This is a genomic window from Mycobacterium sp. IS-1496, assembly GCF_001499995.1.
GTDB lineage: Bacteria > Actinomycetota > Actinomycetes > Mycobacteriales > Mycobacteriaceae > Mycobacterium.
Genome location: NZ_LQIU01000012.1, coordinates 57,604 through 76,363, shown reverse-complemented (window position 1 = coordinate 76,363; position 18,760 = coordinate 57,604). Strand labels below are relative to the sequence as shown.

Annotated in this window: 17 protein-coding genes; 12 read left to right on the top strand and 5 right to left on the bottom strand. The window is 69.2% G+C overall.

What is annotated here, in order from left to right:
• Positions 1-257: 257 nt before the first annotated feature.
• The 6 genes from AU195_RS07790 to AU195_RS07765 all read left to right on the top strand — a co-directional run bounded on the left by AU195_RS07790 (position 258) and on the right by AU195_RS07765 (position 5,555).
• Positions 258-788 carry a bacterial proteasome activator family protein gene (locus AU195_RS07790; protein WP_059158493.1) on the top strand — a complete coding sequence of 177 codons (531 nt, stop codon included), beginning with the start codon at positions 258-260 and terminating at the stop codon, positions 786-788.
• A 7-nt stretch (positions 789-795) separates the two neighbouring features.
• The gene (gene wzt, locus AU195_RS07785) at positions 796-1,644 is read left to right on the top strand and encodes a galactan export ABC transporter ATP-binding subunit Wzt/RfbE (protein WP_059158492.1); all 849 of its coding nucleotides are present in this window, start codon (positions 796-798) and stop codon (positions 1,642-1,644) included.
• On the top strand, positions 1,641-2,534 hold the full coding sequence (glfT1, locus tag AU195_RS07780; RefSeq protein ID WP_059158491.1) for a galactofuranosyltransferase GlfT1: 894 nt from the start codon (positions 1,641-1,643) through the stop codon (positions 2,532-2,534). Before wzt ends, glfT1 begins: the two co-directional genes overlap by 4 nt.
• Positions 2,531-3,361: a galactan export ABC transporter permease subunit Wzm/RfbD gene (wzm, locus tag AU195_RS07775; RefSeq protein ID WP_059158490.1), complete on the top strand. Its 831-nt coding sequence runs from the start codon at positions 2,531-2,533 to the stop codon at positions 3,359-3,361. Before glfT1 ends, wzm begins: the two co-directional genes overlap by 4 nt.
• A gap of 352 nt (positions 3,362-3,713) precedes the next feature.
• Complete coding sequence (gjpA, locus tag AU195_RS07770) at positions 3,714-5,090, top strand: outer membrane porin GjpA (protein ID WP_059158489.1); 1,377 nt, start codon at positions 3,714-3,716, stop codon at positions 5,088-5,090.
• A gap of 120 nt (positions 5,091-5,210) precedes the next feature.
• Positions 5,211-5,555 carry a TFIIB-type zinc ribbon-containing protein gene (locus AU195_RS07765; protein ID WP_059158488.1) on the top strand — a complete coding sequence of 115 codons (345 nt, stop codon included), beginning with the start codon at positions 5,211-5,213 and terminating at the stop codon, positions 5,553-5,555.
• Here the strand turns inward: AU195_RS07765 and AU195_RS07760 are convergent.
• Positions 5,552-6,310 carry a phosphotransferase family protein gene (locus tag AU195_RS07760; RefSeq protein WP_059158487.1) on the bottom strand — a complete coding sequence of 253 codons (759 nt, stop codon included), beginning with the start codon at positions 6,308-6,310 and terminating at the stop codon, positions 5,552-5,554. The two genes, AU195_RS07765 and AU195_RS07760, sit on opposite strands and share 4 nt — an antisense overlap.
• An 18-nt stretch (positions 6,311-6,328) precedes the next feature.
• The gene (locus tag AU195_RS07755; RefSeq protein WP_059158486.1) at positions 6,329-6,799 is read right to left on the bottom strand and encodes a carboxymuconolactone decarboxylase family protein; all 471 of its coding nucleotides are present in this window, start codon (positions 6,797-6,799) and stop codon (positions 6,329-6,331) included.
• A 49-nt stretch (positions 6,800-6,848) separates the two neighbouring features.
• Between AU195_RS07755 and pdxR the strand changes: the two genes are divergently transcribed.
• Positions 6,849-8,261 carry a MocR-like pyridoxine biosynthesis transcription factor PdxR gene (pdxR, locus tag AU195_RS07750; protein WP_059158485.1) on the top strand — a complete coding sequence of 471 codons (1,413 nt, stop codon included), beginning with the start codon at positions 6,849-6,851 and terminating at the stop codon, positions 8,259-8,261.
• A 40-nt stretch (positions 8,262-8,301) separates the two neighbouring features.
• Complete coding sequence (locus AU195_RS07745) at positions 8,302-8,697, top strand: GtrA family protein (RefSeq protein WP_059158484.1); 396 nt, start codon at positions 8,302-8,304, stop codon at positions 8,695-8,697.
• 4 nt (positions 8,698-8,701) lie between these two features.
• Here AU195_RS07745 and AU195_RS07740 read toward each other — a convergent pair whose 3' ends face one another.
• Genes AU195_RS07740 through AU195_RS07730 form a run of 3 tightly spaced genes read right to left on the bottom strand, consistent with a single transcriptional unit; the run spans position 8,702 to position 11,366 of the window.
• The gene (locus AU195_RS07740) at positions 8,702-9,010 is read right to left on the bottom strand and encodes a type VII secretion target (protein ID WP_286149156.1); all 309 of its coding nucleotides are present in this window, start codon (positions 9,008-9,010) and stop codon (positions 8,702-8,704) included.
• A complete protein-coding gene (locus AU195_RS07735) occupies positions 9,007-9,546 on the bottom strand; it encodes an LppA family lipoprotein (RefSeq protein ID WP_059158482.1) in 540 nt (179 codons plus the stop codon). Before AU195_RS07735 ends, AU195_RS07740 begins: the two co-directional genes overlap by 4 nt.
• Complete coding sequence (locus AU195_RS07730; protein WP_059158481.1) at positions 9,543-11,366, bottom strand: alpha/beta hydrolase; 1,824 nt, start codon at positions 11,364-11,366, stop codon at positions 9,543-9,545. The genes AU195_RS07735 and AU195_RS07730 overlap by 4 nt, the downstream gene beginning before the upstream one ends.
• Before the next feature lie 110 nt (positions 11,367-11,476).
• Between AU195_RS07730 and dprE1 the strand changes: the two genes are divergently transcribed.
• The 4 genes from dprE1 to AU195_RS07710 are packed head-to-tail and all read left to right on the top strand — an operon-like array spanning position 11,477 to position 18,756.
• Positions 11,477-12,847, top strand: a complete 1,371-nt coding sequence (dprE1, locus tag AU195_RS07725) for a decaprenylphosphoryl-beta-D-ribose oxidase (protein ID WP_059158480.1) — start codon at positions 11,477-11,479, stop codon at positions 12,845-12,847.
• The gene (dprE2, locus tag AU195_RS07720; protein WP_059158479.1) at positions 12,848-13,618 is read left to right on the top strand and encodes a decaprenylphospho-beta-D-erythro-pentofuranosid-2-ulose 2-reductase; all 771 of its coding nucleotides are present in this window, start codon (positions 12,848-12,850) and stop codon (positions 13,616-13,618) included.
• A 49-nt stretch (positions 13,619-13,667) separates the two neighbouring features.
• Positions 13,668-15,491 (top strand): galactan 5-O-arabinofuranosyltransferase, encoded by a 1,824-nt coding sequence (locus AU195_RS07715; protein WP_059158769.1) that lies wholly within the window; start codon positions 13,668-13,670, stop codon positions 15,489-15,491.
• The gene (locus AU195_RS07710; RefSeq protein WP_059158478.1) at positions 15,484-18,756 is read left to right on the top strand and encodes an arabinosyltransferase domain-containing protein; all 3,273 of its coding nucleotides are present in this window, start codon (positions 15,484-15,486) and stop codon (positions 18,754-18,756) included. Before AU195_RS07715 ends, AU195_RS07710 begins: the two co-directional genes overlap by 8 nt.
• Positions 18,757-18,760: the final 4 nt, after the last annotated feature.

Below are 18,760 nucleotides of genomic sequence, written 5' to 3'. Positions count from 1 at the left end.
GCGACGGTGGATGTGTCGGCGACCGGCATTTCGCACTGTCTGCTTCGTGTTTGCCGACAGCGGCGCTCACCGACGCGTGCGAGGCGTCCACGGGCCTCCGCGGCGACTGTGTGGGCAATGGACGGGTTCCTCGGGCGTGCCCGCTGTTCGCCTTCCGAGGCACCGGCAACCCGAGCGGGCGGTGGCGTGCGGGAGTCGCGCCGACAACGGACTAGTGTCACACCGGTAGAACAGCCTTAAGAGGGAATGCGACTCAGATGACGCTGAACAACGACGACGACAACATCGAGATCATCGGCGGCGACCCCGGTGGCGGCGACCCCGGTGGCGGCGACCCCGCCGACGGCGACGGCAAGTCGCTGTCCGACCTGGTCGAACAGCCGGCCAAGGTGATGCGGATCGGCACCATGATCAAGCAGCTCCTCGAGGAGGTGCGGGCCGCTCCCCTCGACGACGCCAGCCGTAACCGGCTGCGCGAGATCCACCACACCAGCATCCAGGAGCTCGAAGAGGGCCTGGCGCCGGAGCTGCGCGATGAGCTAGAACGGCTGACGCTGCCGTTCACCGAGGACAGCGTCCCGTCTGATGCCGAGCTGCGCATCGCCCAGGCGCAGCTGGTCGGCTGGCTCGAGGGGCTGTTCCACGGGATCCAGACCGCGCTGTTCGCCCAGCAGATGGCTGCCAGGGCCCAGCTCGAACAGATGCGTCAGGGTGCGTTGCCTCCCGGCATCGCGGTGCAGGGCCAGCGCGGCGGACCCGCGCACCCCGGCACCGGGCAGTACCTCTAGGGCTGCGGTGCCGGTTCCTCGCATCGAGACCCGTGACGCGTGGGTCGAGTTCCCGATCTTCGACGCCAAGACCCGATCGCTGAAGAAGGCGTTCCTCGGCAAGGCGGGCGGCGCCATCGGACGCAACGCCTCGAACGTCGTCGTCATCGAGGCCCTGCGCGACATCACGATGTCGCTGGAACTCGGGGACCGGGTCGGTCTGGTCGGGCACAACGGCGCGGGCAAGTCCACGCTGCTGCGCCTGCTCTCGGGCATCTACGAACCCACCCGGGGTTCGGCCACGGTGACCGGACGGGTGGCGCCGGTGTTCGACCTCGGCGTCGGGATGGACCCCGAGATCTCCGGCTACGAAAACATCATCATCCGCGGCCTGTTCCTCGGGCAGACACGCAAGCAGATGCTGGCCAAGGTCGACGAGATCGCGGAGTTCACCGAACTCGGTGACTACCTGTCGATGCCGCTGCGCACGTACTCCACCGGTATGCGGGTGCGGTTGGCGATGGGCGTCGTCACCAGCATCGACCCGGAGATCCTGCTGCTCGACGAGGGCATCGGCGCGGTGGACGCCGACTTCCTCAAGAAGGCCCAGTCGCGGCTGCAGAGCCTGGTCGAGCGCAGCGGAATCCTGGTGTTCGCCAGCCACTCCAACGAGTTCCTCGCGCGGCTGTGCAAGACCGCGATGTGGATCGACCACGGCACGGTCAAGATGACCGGCGGCATCGAGGACGTCGTGCGTGCGTACGAGGGTGACGACGCCGCGCGTCACGTGCGCGAGGTGTTGGACGAACACCGCGGAGAGTGGTCGGCAACCGACGAGGATCCAGCAACCGACGAATCGGACCAGCCGTCGCGATGACCTCGAGGATCTACGCCGTCGTCGTGACCCACCGGCGTCCGGAGTCACTGGCGCAATCGCTCGACGCGCTGTGCGCACAGACACGGCGGCCCGACGGGCTGATCGTGGTGGACAACGACGACGATTCGCTCGTGCGCGACCTGGTTGCGGCCCAACCGATTCCGTCGACGTATCTGGGTTCGCGCCGGAACCTCGGGGGCGCCGGAGGTTTCGCGCTGGGCATGTTGCACGCGCTGGCCGAGGGCGCGGACTGGGTGTGGCTGGCCGACGACGACGGACGGCCGCTGGATCCCTCGGTGCTGCAGACGCTGCTGGCGTGCGCCGAGCGTCACGGCCTGGCGGAGGTGTCGCCGATGGTGTGCGACATCGCCGACCCCACCCGGTTGGCGTTCCCGTTGCGGCGGGGGCTGGTGTGGCGGCGACGCGTCACGGAACTCGGTGACGGGGACCTGCTGCCGGGCATCGCCTCGCTGTTCAACGGCGCTTTGTTCCGCGCCTCGACCATCGAGGCGGTCGGCGTACCGGACCTGCGACTGTTCGTGCGCGGTGACGAGGTGGAACTGCACCGCCGCCTGGTGCGATCGGGTCTGCCGTTCGGCACGTGCCTCGACGCGACATACGTCCACCCCTGCGGCAGTGACGAATTCAAGCCGATCCTCGGTGGGCGCATGCACACGCAGTATCCCGACGACGCGACCAAACGCTTCTTCACCTACCGAAATCGCGGATACCTGTTGTCCCAGCCGGGACTTCGCAAGTTGCTTCCGCAGGAGTGGGTGCGGTTCGGCTGGTACTTCCTGGTGTCGCGACGCGACCCCGCCGGGCTGCGGGAATGGATCCGGTTGCGCCGTCTTGGTCGCGAGGAGAGGTTCGGGAGGCCGGGCACATGAGTTTCGATGAGGCTTCAGCGCAGTCGAAGACGATGGCGCGCGCCTGGGGTGACCTCCGTGAGGGGTTCGGCAAGCGCGAGCTGTGGCTGCACCTCGGATGGCAGGACATCAAACAGCGCTACCGCCGTTCGGTGCTCGGTCCGTTCTGGATCACCATCGCCACCGGCGCCACCGCGGTCGCGATGGGGTTGCTGTACTCGAAGCTGTTCAAACTGGAGCTGTCCGAACACCTTCCGTACGTGACGATGGGCCTGATCGTCTGGAACCTCATCAACGCGTCGATCCTCGAGGGCGCCGAGGTCTTCATCGCCAACGAGGGCCTGATCAAACAACTGCCGACGCCGCTGTCGGTGCACGTCTACCGGCTGGTGTGGCGGCAGATGATCCTGTTCGGGCACAACATCATCATCTTCGTGATCATCGCGATGATCTATCCGAAGCCGTGGCACTGGACTGATCTCGCGGTGATTCCGGCGCTGGTGTTGATCATGCTGAACTGTGTGTGGGTGTCGCTGTGCTTCGGCATCCTCGCGACCCGCTACCGCGATATCGGCCCGCTGCTCAACAGCGTCGTGCAGCTGCTGTTCTTCATGACGCCGATCATCTGGAACGAGGCGACGCTGCAGCAGCAGGGGGCCGGGTCCTACGCCAAGATCGTCGAACTCAACCCGCTGTTGCACTACCTCGACATCGTGCGGGCGCCGCTGCTGGGCGCGGACCAGGAGCTGCGGCACTGGATCGTGGTGCTCGTGCTGACCGTCTTCGGGTGGGCGATGGCGGCGTTGGCGATGAAGCAGTACCGGGCGCGGGTGCCGTACTGGGTCTAGGGGCTCCGAGCCGCGCGCAATAGCGGCGCTGGTTGCGGGATAGCCACCGGCCGGCGCCCGCGCTACGAACCGTCAGATCCTTCCGTCCGCGCCCCGCCGACTGCGTGTCATCGCAAAATTTGACATGGCGAACGCGTCCCCACAGAGGCAATTTCCGATCGGTGCCGGGTGTCCGCACGCGCGGAACTGCGTGAATGCTGAGCTTTCAAGAATGGGCTCCCATTTTATTGATCTTGAAAATGTTTGCATCCGCCAATAAATAGCTCGACGAATCAAGCAAATTTGCTTCCGTTCGAGGTCTTTTCAGTTACGTTCTCAAACACATTATTTACGTAGCCGTAAGGAGATCGTGATGGAACTGAGACTTCGTCCGTACGCGTCTGCCGGGGTCGCGCTCGTGGGCGCGAGTGCGATCGCGATGGCTCCGGTGGCGCCGCCGCTGCCGGACATCAAGATCTCCAGCCCGTCGATCAACCTCTCCGCCACCATCGACCCGATCACTCCGTGGGTGGACGTCTTCGAGAACGCGGAGACGAACCTCGCCGGCCTCATCGAGGACTGGGCCGAGGCTCCGTTCCCGGTGCTGCAGCAGGTCATCGTCAACCAGCTCCGTTACTTCAGCGAGCTCCCCGACTTCGAGCTGATCGCCGGACAGATCGCCGAGAACATCGAGGCGGCGGCGGGTGTTCTGTACGAGCGGGACCTGACAACACTCGACCCGCTGCACCAACTCGCCTTCGCCCTCCTTCCTGGGATCGTGCCGGCACTCGCCGACCTGGGACCGATCCTCGATTTCTCGACTACATCGCTGAGTGGCGTTCTACTCGGCCTGGTGGGCCCGATCATCGGCCCGGTGCTGGCTCTCGCTGCTAGCGGAAGCGCGATCTTCGCCGAACTCACCAGTGAGACCCCGGACATCGGTGCGGCGTTCAACACCCTGATCAACACGCCCGCCGCAGTGGCTGACGCGTTCCTCAACGGCGGCCAGGTGCTCGACTTGACGCCCGTGCTGTCGGCGTTGGGACCTGCACTCGGGTTGGATCTGCCTCCGGGTACCGAGATCGGGATCGCCTTCGGCGGTCTGCTCAGCCCCGGGGGGTCGATCTTCAACGCGCTTGACATCGCCCTCGGTCCCATCTCGATCCCCGGGCAGGGACCGGGCGCCATCGGCTCGCTGATCAACCTGTCACAGGCCATCGCCCGGGCGCTCGGGTGGGACGGCACCGGCAATCCGCTGCACGAGGAGGAAGAGGCACCGCCCGCGCCGCTCGATGCGCCGGAGCCCACTCTGCGACTCGTGGACGACACCGAGCTTCTCACTGCGTCGACCACCACGGTCACGGTGTCGACGACAGACGCCGACCAGGGCGCCGGCGGGGCACCGTCGACCGAGGCGGCGCCCGGCGTCGAAGCCGGCGCCGGCAGCGCAACGCCCACCGACGCCGAGCAGGCGACGGGCGACGGCACCCTGACCCCGGTGGTCCTCGACGAGGGTGCCGGTGAAACGCCGGCGGAGAAGCCCGCCAAGAAGCGGGTCAACCCCGGAGCCAAGCTCGCGGGCGCCCTCAAGTCGGCGGGCGACCAACTGAATTCGGCGGTCAACGATCTGGGCAAGAAGCTCACGCAGCGTCCGTCGAAGAAGGCCCCGGCCGCCGAGAAGGAGAAGGCTCCGGCCGCGGAGAAGGACACCGACACCACGTCGGAGAAGGCCGCAGCAGCGGGCGACTGACACCCGTTCCGCGGCACTGAGCCGCGACCATCGTCGACCAATCGGTCCCCGCCACCCGGCAGGGACCGATTGCGTTTGTGAGCCCCGGCACTTTCACCGATCATCCGGCGCTATGCGGATATGAGCATCCCGCCATACCAGCCGCCGACCTCTTCGTCCTCACCAGGACCGGGCAACACCCTGGTGTGCCCGAAGTGCAAGGGCGTCATGCGGACCTACGAGCGCAACGGAATTCACCTCGAGCAGTGCGACACCTGCCGCGGCATCTTCCTCGATCTCGGCGAACTCGAAGCGCTCACCGAGATGGAGAACCGGTTCATGCAGACCGCACCACCACCGCCGCCACCACCGGCGAGCTACGGCGGCGGCTACGGGTCGGGTTACGGCTACGGCCCGGGCTGGGGGCACCGCGGTAGCAAGCACTACCGCAAGCAGGGGTTCGGTCGGCTGTTCTTCTCGAGCTAGACCATCCGGGCGCAGGCGGCGGCCAGCAGTTCGTCGTCCGGGTCATGCACCGCTGCGGCCACCACGGCCGCCCGGGCGAACGGGTCGAGTACCGGCCACGGATCGGATGGCGCATCGGCCAACGCTGCGCCGCCGGTCTGCCGGTACGCGTCGAAGAACGCCGACCAATCCTTGTCGGGGATGTGCCCGGCCGCCCAGAATCCCGCCGGTCGAGCCAGATCCCAGGCCGGATCGCCCACCCCGAGGTCGTCGACGTCGAGGAGCACCCACGGCTGTCCGGGCGCGCACCGGCCGAGCTGGCCGAGGTGGAAGTCGCCGTGGACGACGGTGCAGGGGCGGTCCGGTGAACCCGCCCGCCACACCGCGGGCGGCAGTTCCGTGAGCGCCCGCCGCACCGGTTCGGCGGCGGAGTCCGCCGATCGCAGCGCCTCGACGACGCGCCGCATCCGGACGGGCCAGCCGTGCGGCAGCCGCACCGTGACGGGCTGGGCGTGCAGCCTCGCCAGCAGCGCGCCGGCCTCGGCCCACGGCAGCCGGTCCGGTTCCGGCTCAACGGTTTCCACGCGAGGCCACCGGGTTCGCCACCGTGGCCCCACACGCTCGGGCGTCACCGACAACGGGGCCAGCAGAACGCCGTGCAACGCGTCGGCCACCTTCAGCCGCGTGCGCAACGCCCGCGGGTCGGTCCCGGGTCGGTGCAGCTTGGCCACGACGTCACCGTCGAAGGCGATCTGCGCACCGGACCGGGTCTGCACACCTGCGACGGTATTGGGTCAGCGGCGCAGGAACTGCTGCGGCGCGGCGAGGTTGATCCGGTTCCAGGCGTTGATGGTCACCGTCATCGCGATCACCTGGGCGAGCTCACGGTCGGTGAACACCTGGGCCGCGCGCCCGTACACCTCGTCGGAGACGGCCCCGCGCCCCGCGACCTCGGTGATGGCCTCGGCGAGCGCCAACGCGGCGCGCTCGCGTTCGGTGAACAGGTCGCCGGCCTCCTCCCAGGCGGCGATCAACGCCAGCCGCTGTTCGGTCTCACCGCCCTTGCGCGCGTCGCGGGTGTGCATGTCGAGGCAGAAGGCGCAGCAATTGATCTGCGACGCACGGATCTTGATGAGCTCGGCGATCACAGGATCCAGGTCCTTCGCGGACGCCTCCGAGAGCGTCATCATGGCGCTGTAGAGCTCCGGCGCGGCCTTGAACATCTTGATGCGGGCGGTCTTCTCGGCTTCCAGTGTCTGTGTCATACCTCGAACGGTAATCCCGAAAAGCCCACGCAGATGGTTCAATTCAGACATGACTTCGTGGGCCAATCCGGGGACGCGCGACCTCCACCTCGACCTGCGCGAAATCATCCGTCCCGGCGCTCGCGGAGTGCGCGAACTGCTGGTCAACGCACTGCGCGAGGCCGTGCGGTCGGGCCGGCTGACCCCGGGCACCATGCTGCCACCGTCGCGCACACTGGCCCATGACCTCGGCATCGCCCGCAACACCGTCGCCGAGTCGTACGCCGAACTGGTCGCCGAGGGCTGGCTCGCCTCGCGGCAGGGCGCCGGCACATGGGTGGTGAACGCCGGTGCGCGGCGCCGGCCCGCCCGGCCGCGGGGGTCACGCGCGACCGCACGGCACAACCTGATGCCCGGTTCCCCCGACGTGTCGGAGTTCCCGCGCAGCGCCTGGCTCGCCTCGGCTCGGCGCGCGCTGGCCGCGGCGCCCAGCGAGGCGTTGTGGATGGGCGATCCGCGCGGCAGACCGGAACTCCGCGAGGCACTCGCCGACTACCTCGGACGGGTGCGCGGTGTGCGCACCTCACCGGAGACCATCGTGATCTGCGCGGGCGTGCGGCACGCGGTGGAACTGCTCACCCGCGTCCTCGGCACACAGCGCCCGATCGCCGTCGAGGCCTACGGTCTGTTCATCTTTCGCGATGCGATCAGCGCGCTGGGTTCGTCGACGGTGCCCATCGGCCTCGACGACCACGGTGCGGTGATCGGCGACCTCGCCCGCCACGACGTGCCCGCCGTGCTGCTCACCCCGGCCCACCACAGTCCGCACGGGATGCCGCTGCACCCCACCCGCCGCACCGCCGCGGTGGAGTGGGCGCAGCGCCGCGGCGCGTATGTACTCGAAGACGACTACGACGGCGAGTTCCGTTACGACCGGCAACCGGTCGGCGCGATGCAGAGCCTGGACCCCGAGCGGGTGGTGTACCTCGGTTCGGCCAGCAAGAGCCTGGCGCCCGCGCTGCGGCTGGGGTGGATGGCGCTGCCCGACGCCCTCGTCGAACCCGTCGTCGCCGCCTCGGGAGGCAACCAGTTCTTCGTCGACGCGCTCGCCCAATTGACCATGTCCGACTTCATCACCAGCGGTCACTACGACCGCCACATCCGCCGGATGCGCATGCGTTACCGGCGCAGGCGCGACCGCCTCGTCGAAGCTCTCGCACCGTTCGACATCGGAATCCGTGGCCTCGCAGCGGGACTCAACGTCCTGCTGACCCTGCCCGACGGCGCCGAGCAGGAGGTGCTGCAACGCGCGGGCCACGCGGGTGTCGCGCTGGTGGGGCTGTCCGCGATGCGGCACCCGGCCGCCGGGACGGACGTCGCCGATCCCGACGGCGTCATCATCGGCTTCGGCGCACCGGCCGAACACGCCTTCCCCGCGGCCGTCGACGCGCTGTGTGGCGTGCTGGAGGCGACGCTGCGCTGAGCGCGGCACCGCATAAGCTGCCGGGGTGGCCGAGCCCCCCATGTCGCCCCAGCTGTCGCTGACCACGCAGGTGTGGCGGTTCCTGCTCACCGGCGGCTTCTCCGCGATCGTGGACTTCGGCCTCTACGTGCTGCTGCTCGAAGCCGGACTGCACGTCAACGTGGCCAAGACGCTCAGCTTCATCGCAGGCACCACGACCGCCTATCTGATCAACCGGCGCTGGACCTTCCAGGCCCCGCCGAGCCGCGCCCGGTTCCTCGCGGTGTGCGCGCTGTACGCGACGACCTACGCCGCGCAGGTGGGCCTCAACTACGTCTTCTACATGGCCTGGGAGGACAAGGCCTGGCGGGTGCCGGTGGCCTTCGTCATCGCGCAGGGCACCGCGACGGTGATCAACTTCATCGTCCAGCGCACGGTGATCTTCCGGCTGCGGTAGGCCGTCAGCGGTAGCGGACCGATCCGTCGAGCGCCGCGCCGCCCAGGGCGTCCTGCTGGTCGTAGACGTCGGCAGCGGCACGCAGTTTGTCCCCGAGATCGGTCAGATCGGTGTGTAACCGGGTGGCCTGAGCCTCGAGGATGTCGATGAACGCCGAGAAGCCCGGCTTACCGGCCGTCTTCCACGCCGACTCCTGACCGGAGATGCTGCCGGCCACCGCGGCCCGGCTCGACGACGCCTCCTCGGCGACGACATGCATCTGAGCGGCGGACAGGCGGACCGCCGCCGTCTCGACCTGGACGTTCCCGCTCACTGCGCGTCTCCTGCCGACCTGCGGCACGCGATGTTGCCGGTGAGCAATGAGGCCTCCTTCGAGCCGAACACCAGCGTCCGGCCGTCATCGCTGCTGAACCGCACGTCGTGGTTGCGGCTGGAGTCGGCCATCGCGGTCACCGTGGACAGTCCGGCGTCGGCGGCCAACCGCTGCACCGCGGGGAACACCAGGCTCCACTGCGCATCGGTCATCGACAGCTGCGAGGTCCATTTGGCGAGGTAGAGCGCCGTCCCTTTCTTGCCGGTCCCCTGCTGGGTGCAGTTCTCCCGGGACTCGTCGTAGGACTGCGTCCATGGCTCGCTCCCGGGAACGAGTCGCGCGACCTCCGCGCGCACGCGGTCGACCAGTTCGGTCATCTGGGTCCGGGTCTGTTCGATATCCGGAAGTTGTGCGATGTCGATCTTCGGAACCTCCTGGGTCGCCATCGGGGATTCGTCCCCGCTTCCGCCGCCACATGCGGTCAACAACAGCGCCGCCAGCGGGGCCACCGTCCAGCGCGCACACCGAGCTGTCATCGGACCAGCCTTTCGTCTCCGTTGGGAAGGGGCACACCGGCCAGGCCCCCGGCGATGATCGCGAGGTTGTACGCCGGGGTCCGCAGCACCTGCGATCCGTCGGGCTGCGGTACGGAACGGGGATAGTCGGCGTGCGAGGCCGCGCCGTCCCGGGACACGCCGTCGGGGGTGACGGTGGCACCGGAGGACAACTGCTCCATCGGCAGTGTCAGCGGGTTCGGGCCGAGGGCACCGAAATCGCCCAGCGCCGGCACCGGGACGCCGAGCACCGTCGGATCGCCGGAGACCGGATCGCCCGGAGCGGACATGACGTAGGCCTGGCCGTCGGGCAGGAACAGGTCCGATTCGTCGCGGATCGGCACCGCCGCCTCGTACGGCACGTTGCCGTGCCACTCGGTGGTCGTCTGGTCGGTGAATCCGAGACCGGGGGATCCGTAGAACGCTGCGCTGTCGACCACCCCCGCCTCCCCGAGTTCGTGCAGCGCCTGCGCTGTGGTCAGGGATCCGTAGGAGTGACCGAACGCCGACAGGTTCACGTCCGAACCGTGCACGTTGGTGGCGTTGACGCCGCGGTAGAAGTCGGCCAGATCCGGCGCAGCCTCGTTCGCCCGGCGTTCGAACCCCGCCTCGATTACCGAGATGTCGTCCTTGGCCGGCGGCTCGTAGCCGAGCCAGGCGATTGTCGATACCGGCTCACCGCCCCTGCCCGCCAGACCGAGTTGGTTCTCGATCTCGCTGCGCAGCGCGGACGCCTCGCTGACCATGTCCGGCAAGCTGGTCGGGGTCGTCCCCACCCCCGGTGTGGTGACCGCGACATGCCTGGCGTTGTCGGGGTTGCCGACCGCGACCGCCGCGCGCGGTTCGCGGCCCTCAGGGAATTCGAGCAGCATCAGGTACTTGTTCGGATCGTCCTTGCCGCCGGTCGACACCGCGTTCTTCATCGCCTGCAGGTCCTCGAGGCGTGCCCGGCGCTCGCCCGCCATCTTGTTGTACAACGCGTTGAGCTGCGCCCCGTTCAGACCGGGATGGTCGCGCCGGAACTCCTCGCGGCTGGGGATCGCGTCGACGTCACGCTGCGCGTCGGCGAGTTCCCGGTCGAGCGTGGCCTTGTTCACATCGCTGCGTGCCCACACCGGCACCCCGTCGCGGTTGCCGATCCACTCCGGATGCTCGGCGATGACCTTGCGCTGCTCCTCCTCGCTCAACGCGTTCCACCATGCGTTGACGTCGCCCGGGGTGGCGCCGTCGCCTTCGGGCGGATACGGCGCCGACAACCCCGACTGGTCGCGCCCGACCTCCTGGGCGGTGGCGAAGTCCGTCGCGCCCCGCGCGGTGATGTCGCCGGCCTGCACGTGCCCGAACACCTCCGCGCAGTCGGCGTCGATGTCCTCGGCCTGGTGGATCAGCGCCTTGGCGCGTGACTCGACGTCCTCGGCGACGGCCCGCAGTTCCTGCTGGACCTCGGGTGGGCCGGTGACCGTCACGTCGCCGTTGTCGGCGAGGGTGAGGAAACCGCCCTGCGCCGCCACGTCGGCGCGCACCGACGCCAGCTCCGTCTGCAGTGTCGTCACCGCCGCAGCGGTCTCCTCGGCGAGCTGTGCGACCGCGCCGATCACCGCCGCGTCGTCGAGCACTTTGCCGCGGGTGTCGTGGATCTTGCCGCGGGCGGCGTCGGCCGCCGGGGATTCCCAGCCCGGTAACCGGGAGATCAGCTCGAGATCGGACGCAACACCCTCGACGGTCTTGAGCTCGTCGCCGAGTTCGAACGCGATGGAATGCAGCGCACCGACATTCCACGAGTCGATGTCACTCAGCAGCATTCCCGCCCCCGGATCGAGTTTGCTCAACGCTACCGCGGCGCCGCGTCCGCTCCGCGCACCTTTCTCCGGGCTCGACGGGGCCCGACGGCCGGGGCGGTACCCTCGTCACGATGTTGCAGACCACGACCCGGCGGCTCACCGGATGGGCCCGCACCGCGCCCACCGTGGCCGAGGTGCTGTCGACGCCCGACCCCGAGGAGATCGCCAAGGCGGTCGCGCGGGTCGCCGACGATCCGCAGCGCGGCGTCATCGCCCGCGGGCTGGGCCGCTCCTACGGCGACAACGCGCAGAACGGCGGCGGTCTGGTGGTCGACATGACCGCCCTGAGCCGCATCCACACCATCAACGTGGACACCGCGCTCGTCGACGTCGACGCCGGGGTCAACCTCGACCAGTTGATGCGAGCGGCGCTGCCGCTGGGCCTGTGGGTTCCGGTGCTGCCCGGCACCCGGCAGGTCACCGTCGGCGGTGCGATCGCCTGCGACATCCACGGCAAGAACCACCACAGCGCGGGCAGCTTCGGCAACCACGTCCGCTCGATGGACCTGCTCACCGCCGACGGCACCGTGCGCACCCTCAAACCCCGCGGCAAGGACGCCGACCTGTTCTGGGCGACCGTCGGCGGCAACGGACTGACCGGCATCATCCTTCGCGCGACCATCGCGATGACCCCGACCGAGACCGCGTACTTCATCGCCGACGGCGACGTCACCGCCGACCTGGACGAGACCATCGCGATCCACAGCGACGGCAGCGAGGCGAACTACACCTACTCCAGCGCGTGGTTCGACGCGATCAGCCCGCCGCCGAAGCTCGGCCGCGCCGCCATCTCCCGCGGTTCGCTGGCCACCCTCGACCAGTTGCCCAAGAAGCTGCGCCGCGATCCGCTGAAATTCGATGCACCGCAACTGCTCACGTTCCCTGACGTCTTCCCCAACGGGTTGGCCAACAAGTGGACGTTCGGGCCGATCGGCGAACTGTGGTACCGCAAGTCGGGCACCTATCGCGGCAAGATCCAGAAACTGACGCAGTTCTATCACCCGCTCGACATGTTCGGTGAGTGGAACCGCGCCTACGGCAGCAACGGCTTCCTGCAGTACCAGTTCGTGGTGCCCACCGAGGCGGTCGACGAGTTCAAGGCGATCCTCGTCGACATCCAGCGGTCCGGGCACTACTCGTTCCTCAACGTGTTCAAGCTGTTCGGTCCGGGAAACAAAGCGCCGCTGAGTTTCCCGATCCCCGGCTGGAACGTCTGCGTCGACTTCCCGATCAAACCCGGCCTCGGTGAGTTCGTCAGCGGGCTCGACCACCGGGTGCTGCAGTTCGGCGGACGGCTCTACACCGCCAAGGACTCCCGCACCACCGCGGAAACCTTCCACGCCATGTACCCGCGCATCGACGAGTGGATCGCCGTGCGCCGCCGCGTCGATCCCGACGGGGTGTTCGCCTCTGACATGGCCCGACGTTTGGAGCTGCTCTAGATGGTGCTGGACGCCGTGGGTAACCCCCAGACCATCCTGCTGCTCGGCGGGACCTCCGAGATCGGGTTGGCGATCTGCGAGCGCTACCTGCGCAACGCGCCCGCCCGCATCGTGCTCGCCGCCCTGCCCGACGATCCGGGCCGTGACGCCGCGGTCGCCCAGATGCGCAGCGCGGGAGCCAAATCCGTCGAGGTGATCGACTTCGACGCCGTCGACACCAAAGGCCACCCGGACGTCATCGACAAGGCCACCGCCGGCGGGTCCCGCGACATCGACGTGGCGATCGTCGCCTTCGGGCTGCTCGGTGACGCCGAGGAACTGTGGCAGAACCAGCGCAAGGCGGTGCAGATCGCCGAGATCAACTACACGGCAGCGGTTTCGGTCGGTGTGCTGCTCGGCGAGCAGATGCGCGCACAGGGTTTCGGCCAGATCATCGCGATGAGCTCGGCGGCCGGTGAACGCGTGCGGCGGTCCAACTTCGTCTACGGCTCGACCAAGGCCGGGCTGGACGGGTTCTACCTCGGCCTCGGAGAGGCGTTGCGCGAGTACGGGGTTCACGTGCTTGTCATCCGGCCCGGCCAGGTGCGCACGCGGATGAGCGCCCACGTCAAGGAAGCACCGCTGACCGTCGACAAGGAGTACGTCGCCGAACTGGCGGTGACCGCGTCGGCCAAGGGCAAGGATCTGGTCTGGGCGCCCGGCGCCTTCCGCTACGTGATGATGGTGCTCCGCCACATCCCGCGGCCCATCTTCCGCAAGCTGCCCATCTAACCCGGTGGGCACCAACTCGCTGGCCGCCCCGATCACGATTGCGGGCCGGATGGTGGTGGCGGCGCTGATCGCCGCCGCCGTCGCGGTCATCTCGCTCGCGGCGATCGCGCGGGTCGAGTGGCCGGCGTACAACTCCTCGAACCAACTGCACGCGCTGACCACCGTCGGCCAGTTCGGCGCTCTGGCAGGGTTGTTCGCGGCCGGCTGGCTGCACCGGCGTGGACGGCGCCTGCTCGCGCACGCGGCGTCGACGGTGTTCCTGTCGGCCTTCGCCGTCGTGACACTGGCGATGCCGCTGGGCGCGACCAGGCTCTACCTGTTCGGCATCTCGGTGGACCAGCAGTTCCGCACCGAGTACCTGACCCGCTTCGCCGACACCCCCGCGCTGCACGACATGACCTACTACGGGTTGCCGCCGTTCTACCCGCCCGGGTGGTTCTGGCTCGGCGGTCGGCTCGCCGCCCTGACCGGCACCCCGGCCTGGGAGATGTTCAAACCGTGGGCGATCATCTCGATCGCCGTCGCCGTCGCCCTGGCATTCGTGTTGTGGGCGGCCATGGTCCGGTTCCAGTACGCGCTGATCGTCGCCACCGCCACCACCGCGGTGATGCTGGCCTACTCGCCGGCCGAACCGTACGCCGCCATCATCGCCGTGCTGCTGCCCCCGGTGTTCGTGCTGGCGTGGTCCGGGCTGCGGGCCGGTGTGCGGGGCGGCGGTTGGGCGGCGATCGTCGGGGTCGGATTGTTCCTCGGGGTGGCCGCACTGTTCTACACACTGCTGTTGGCCTATGCGGCGTTCACGCTGGTGATCATGGCGGCCGTCGTCGCCGTCGCCCGCCGGAGAGTCGATCCGCTGCTGCGGCTGCTCGTCATCGCGGTGATCTCCGGCGCGATAGCGCTGATCGGGTGGGCGCCGTACCTGCTCGAAGCGCTGCGCGGCACCCCCGCCGACACCGGCACCGCGCAGCACTATCTGCCCGCCGACGGCGCGCAGCTGTCGTTCCCGATGTTGAGCTTCACGCTGCTCGGGGCGCTCTGCCTCGTCGGCACCGTCTGGCTGGTGGTGCGCGCCAGGATGTCCACCCGCGCCGGTGCGCTGGCGATCGCCGTGCTCGCGGTCTACGCCTGGTCGCTGCTGTCGATGCTGACCACGCTGGCGGGCACCACGCTGCTGTCGTTCCGGCTGCAGCCGACGCTGGTGGTGTTGCTGTCGGCCGCCGGCGTCTTCGGTTTCGTGGAGGCGGCGCGCGGTCTGGCCGACAGCTTCTCCAGCCGGCGCCTGCTCGTGGCCGCCGGAGCGATCGGCGCCATCGGCGCGCTGACGTTCAGCCAGGACATCCCCGACACGCTGCGGCCCGACATCGCCGTCGCCTACACCGACACCGACGGCTACGGACAGCGCGCCGACCGCAGGCCGCCCGGCGCCGAACGCTACTACCGCGAAGTGGACGCGGCGATCCTCGAGGCCACCGGCCGACCCCGCAACGAGACGATCGTGCTGACCGCGGACTACAGCTTCCTGTCCTACTATCCCTACTACGGGTTCCAGGGTCTGACGTCGCACTACGCGAACCCGCTGGCCCAGTTCGACCAGCGCGCCGACGCGATCGAGGGATGGCAGACCCTCGGCGATGCCGACCAGTTCGTCGCCGCTCTCGACGACCTGCCGTGGGATCCGCCGACGGTGTTCCTGATGCGCCGCGGATCAGAGGACACCTACACCCTGCGGCTGGCCTCCGACGTCTACCCCAACCAGCCGAACGTGCGGCGGTACCAGGTCAAGCTCGACGCGGCACTCTTCGACGACCCGCGTTTCGAGGTTTCCGACATCGGACCGTTCGTCCTGGCGATCAGGCAACCGGTCGATGGCTGACACCCAGCCCAGGCCGTTAACATCTACGCCCGTGAACTCTGGGGTTGCGGTCGGGAGCAACCACCGGACGGCGCGCCTCATCGCCATCGTCGCGGGACTGCTCGGCGCGGCGATGGCGCTGGCTACCCCGCTGCTGCCGGTGAAGCAGACGACGGCCGAGCTGAACTGGCCACAGGACGGCGTGCTGCGCAGTGTGGACGCCCCGCTGATCGGTTACGTCGCCACCGATCTCACCATCACGGTGCCGTGCCAGGCGGCCGCCGGGCTCGCCGGACCGGCCAACGCCGGCCGCACCGTGTTGCTGTCCACCGTCCCCAAACAGGCGCCCAAGGCCATCGACCGGGGCCTGCTGATCGAGCGGGTCAACAACGACCTGCTGGTCATCGTCCGCAACACACCCGTCGTCTCGGCGCCGCTGACCGAAGTGCTCAGCCCCCAGTGCGAGCAGCTGGTGTTCACCGCCCACGCCGACAAGGTGACCGGCGAGTTCGTCGGGCTCGTCCAGGGCCCCGACGACGTGCAACCGGGTGAGGAGCCCGGCGGCCCGCTGCGGGGGGAACGCAGCGGCTACGACTTCCGGCCGCAGATCGTCGGCGTCTTCACCGACCTGTCCGGACCGGCGCCGCCCGGCCTGGAGTTCTCGGCCACCGTCGACTCCCGCTACAGCAGCACCCCGACCCTGCTCAAACTGCTGGTGATGTTCGCAGGCGTCGCACTGACGGTGATCGCGCTCGGCGCGCTGCACGTCCTCGACACCGACGACGGGATGCGCCACCGCCGTTTCCTGCCGTCGCGCTGGTGGTCGATGACACCGCTGGACGGCCTGGTCACCGCCGTGCTGGTGTGGTGGCACTTCGTCGGCGCCAACACCGCCGACGACGGCTACATCCTGACCATGGCCCGGGTGTCCGAGCACGCCGGCTACATGGCCAACTACTACCGCTGGTTCGGCACCCCTGAGGCCCCGTTCGGCTGGTACTACGACCTGCTCGCGCTGTGGTCGCAGGTCAGCACGGCCAGCGTGTGGATGCGGCTGCCGACGCTGCTGATGGCGCTGGCCTGCTGGTGGGTCATCAGCCGCGAGGTGATCCCCCGCCTCGGACATGCGGTGAAGGCCAACCGGGCGGCGGCCTGGACCGCGGCGGGCATGTTCCTGGCGTTCTGGCTGCCCCTGAACAACGGACTGCGGCCGGAGCCGATCATCGCGCTGGGCATCCTGCTGACCTGGTGCTCGGTGGAGCGCGGCGTGGCCACCAGCCGGCTGCTGCCCGTCGCGATCGCCATCATCATCGGCGCGCTCACCCTGTTCTCCGGACCGACCGGCATCGCCGCCGTCGGCGCGCTGCTGGTCGCCGTCGGACCGCTGAAGACGATCGTCGCCCGGCACACCTCACGGTTCGGCCACCTGGCGCTGCTGGCGCCGGTCCTGGCCGCGGGCACCGTCACCGCGATCCTCATCTTCCGGGACCAGACGCTGGTCGGCGAGCTGCAGGCCAGCAGCTTCAAGAGCGCCGTCGGGCCGAGCCTGAGCTGGTTCGACGAACACATCCGCTATGCGCGGCTGTTCACCACCAGCCCCGACGGGTCGGTGGCGCGGCGCTTCGCGGTGCTGACGTTGCTGCTCGCGCTGACGGTGTCGGTGGCCATGACGCTGCGCAAGGGCCGCATCCCCGGCACCGCTGCGGGGCCGAGCCGCCGGATCGTCGGCATCACGATCATCTCGTTCCTGGCGATGATGTTCACGCCCACCAAGTGGACCCACCACTTCGGGGTGTTCGCCGGGCTCGCGGGTTCGCTCGGCGCGCTGGCCGCGGTCGCGGTGCTGGCCGTGGCGATGCGCTCACGACGCAACCGGGCCATGTTCGCGGCCACGGTGCTGTTCGTCGCCGCGCTGTCGTTCGCCACCGTCAACGGCTGGTGGTACGTCTCGAATTTCGGTGTGCCGTGGTCGAATTCGTTCCCGGAGTACAAGTTCGGCTTCACCACGATGCTGCTCGGGCTGTCGGTGGTCACGCTGCTGCTGGCGGCGTGGTTCCACTTCTCGGGCCGCGACGCCTCCCCCGACGACGACGGCCGCTGGCGCTGGCGCCGCATCGTGCAGTCCCCCCTCGCGATCGCCGCCTGGCTGGTGGTCCTGTTCGAGGTGGTGTCGCTGACGCTGGCGATGGTCAGCCAGTACCCGGCATGGACGGTCGGCCGGTCCAACCTCGAAGCGCTGACCGGGAAGACGTGCGGGCTCGCCTACGACGTCATGGTCGAACAGGATCCGAACGACGGGCTCCTCGCTCCCCTCGACGGTCCGGCCGGCGCCGCGCTGGGGGCGGGGTCCGCACAGGGGTTCAGCCCCAACGGCATCCCGTCCGACGTGTCCGCGGACGCGGTGATGAACCAGACGGGGGCGACGAACTTCGCCGACACCGACGGCGACACCGAGACCGGCGGCGAAGCCGGCACCGAGGGCGGCACCACCGCCCGCGCCGGTGTCAACGGCTCCCGCGCCCGGCTGCCGTTCAACCTGGACCCGGCCCGCACCCCCGTGCTGGGCAGCTGGCGCAGCGGCACTCAGGCGCCGGCCAACCTGCGGTCGGCGTGGTACCGGCTGCCGGCACGCGACGAGGCCGGACCGCTGCTCGTGGTGTCGGCGGCGGGCCGCTTCGACCCGGGCGACGTGGTGGTCCAGTGGGCCACCGACGCGGGCGGCGCCGACCCGGAGCCCGGCGGCAGCGTCGGATTCGCCGATGTCGGGGCATCGCCGGCGTGGCGGAACCTGCGGGTGCCGCTGTCCGCCATCCCCGCCGAGGCCACCAGGCTGCGACTGGTCGCCACCGACGACGACCTGAGCCCCGACCAGTGGACCGCGCTGACCCCGCCGCGCATCCCGGAGCTGCGGTCACTGCAGGACGTGGTGGGCTCCGAGGACCCGGTGCTGCTCGACTGGCTGGTCGGGCTCGCCTTCCCCTGCCAGCGGCCGTTCGAACACCGCAACGGCGTCGTCGAGGTGCCCAAGTGGCGGATCATGCCGGACCGGTTCGGCGCCGAGGCCAACTCGCCGGTGATGGACTACCTCGGCGGTGGCCCGCTGGGCATCACCGAACTGCTGGTGCGCCCGACGACGCTGCCGACCTACCTGAAGGACGACTGGTCGCGCGACTGGGGTGCGCTGCAGCAGCTCACGCCGTTCTACCGGGACGCCGTACCGGCCCGCCTGGATCTCGGTTCGACAACGCGTAGCGGCCTGTGGAGCCCGGCGCCGCTGCGCCACTAGGCGC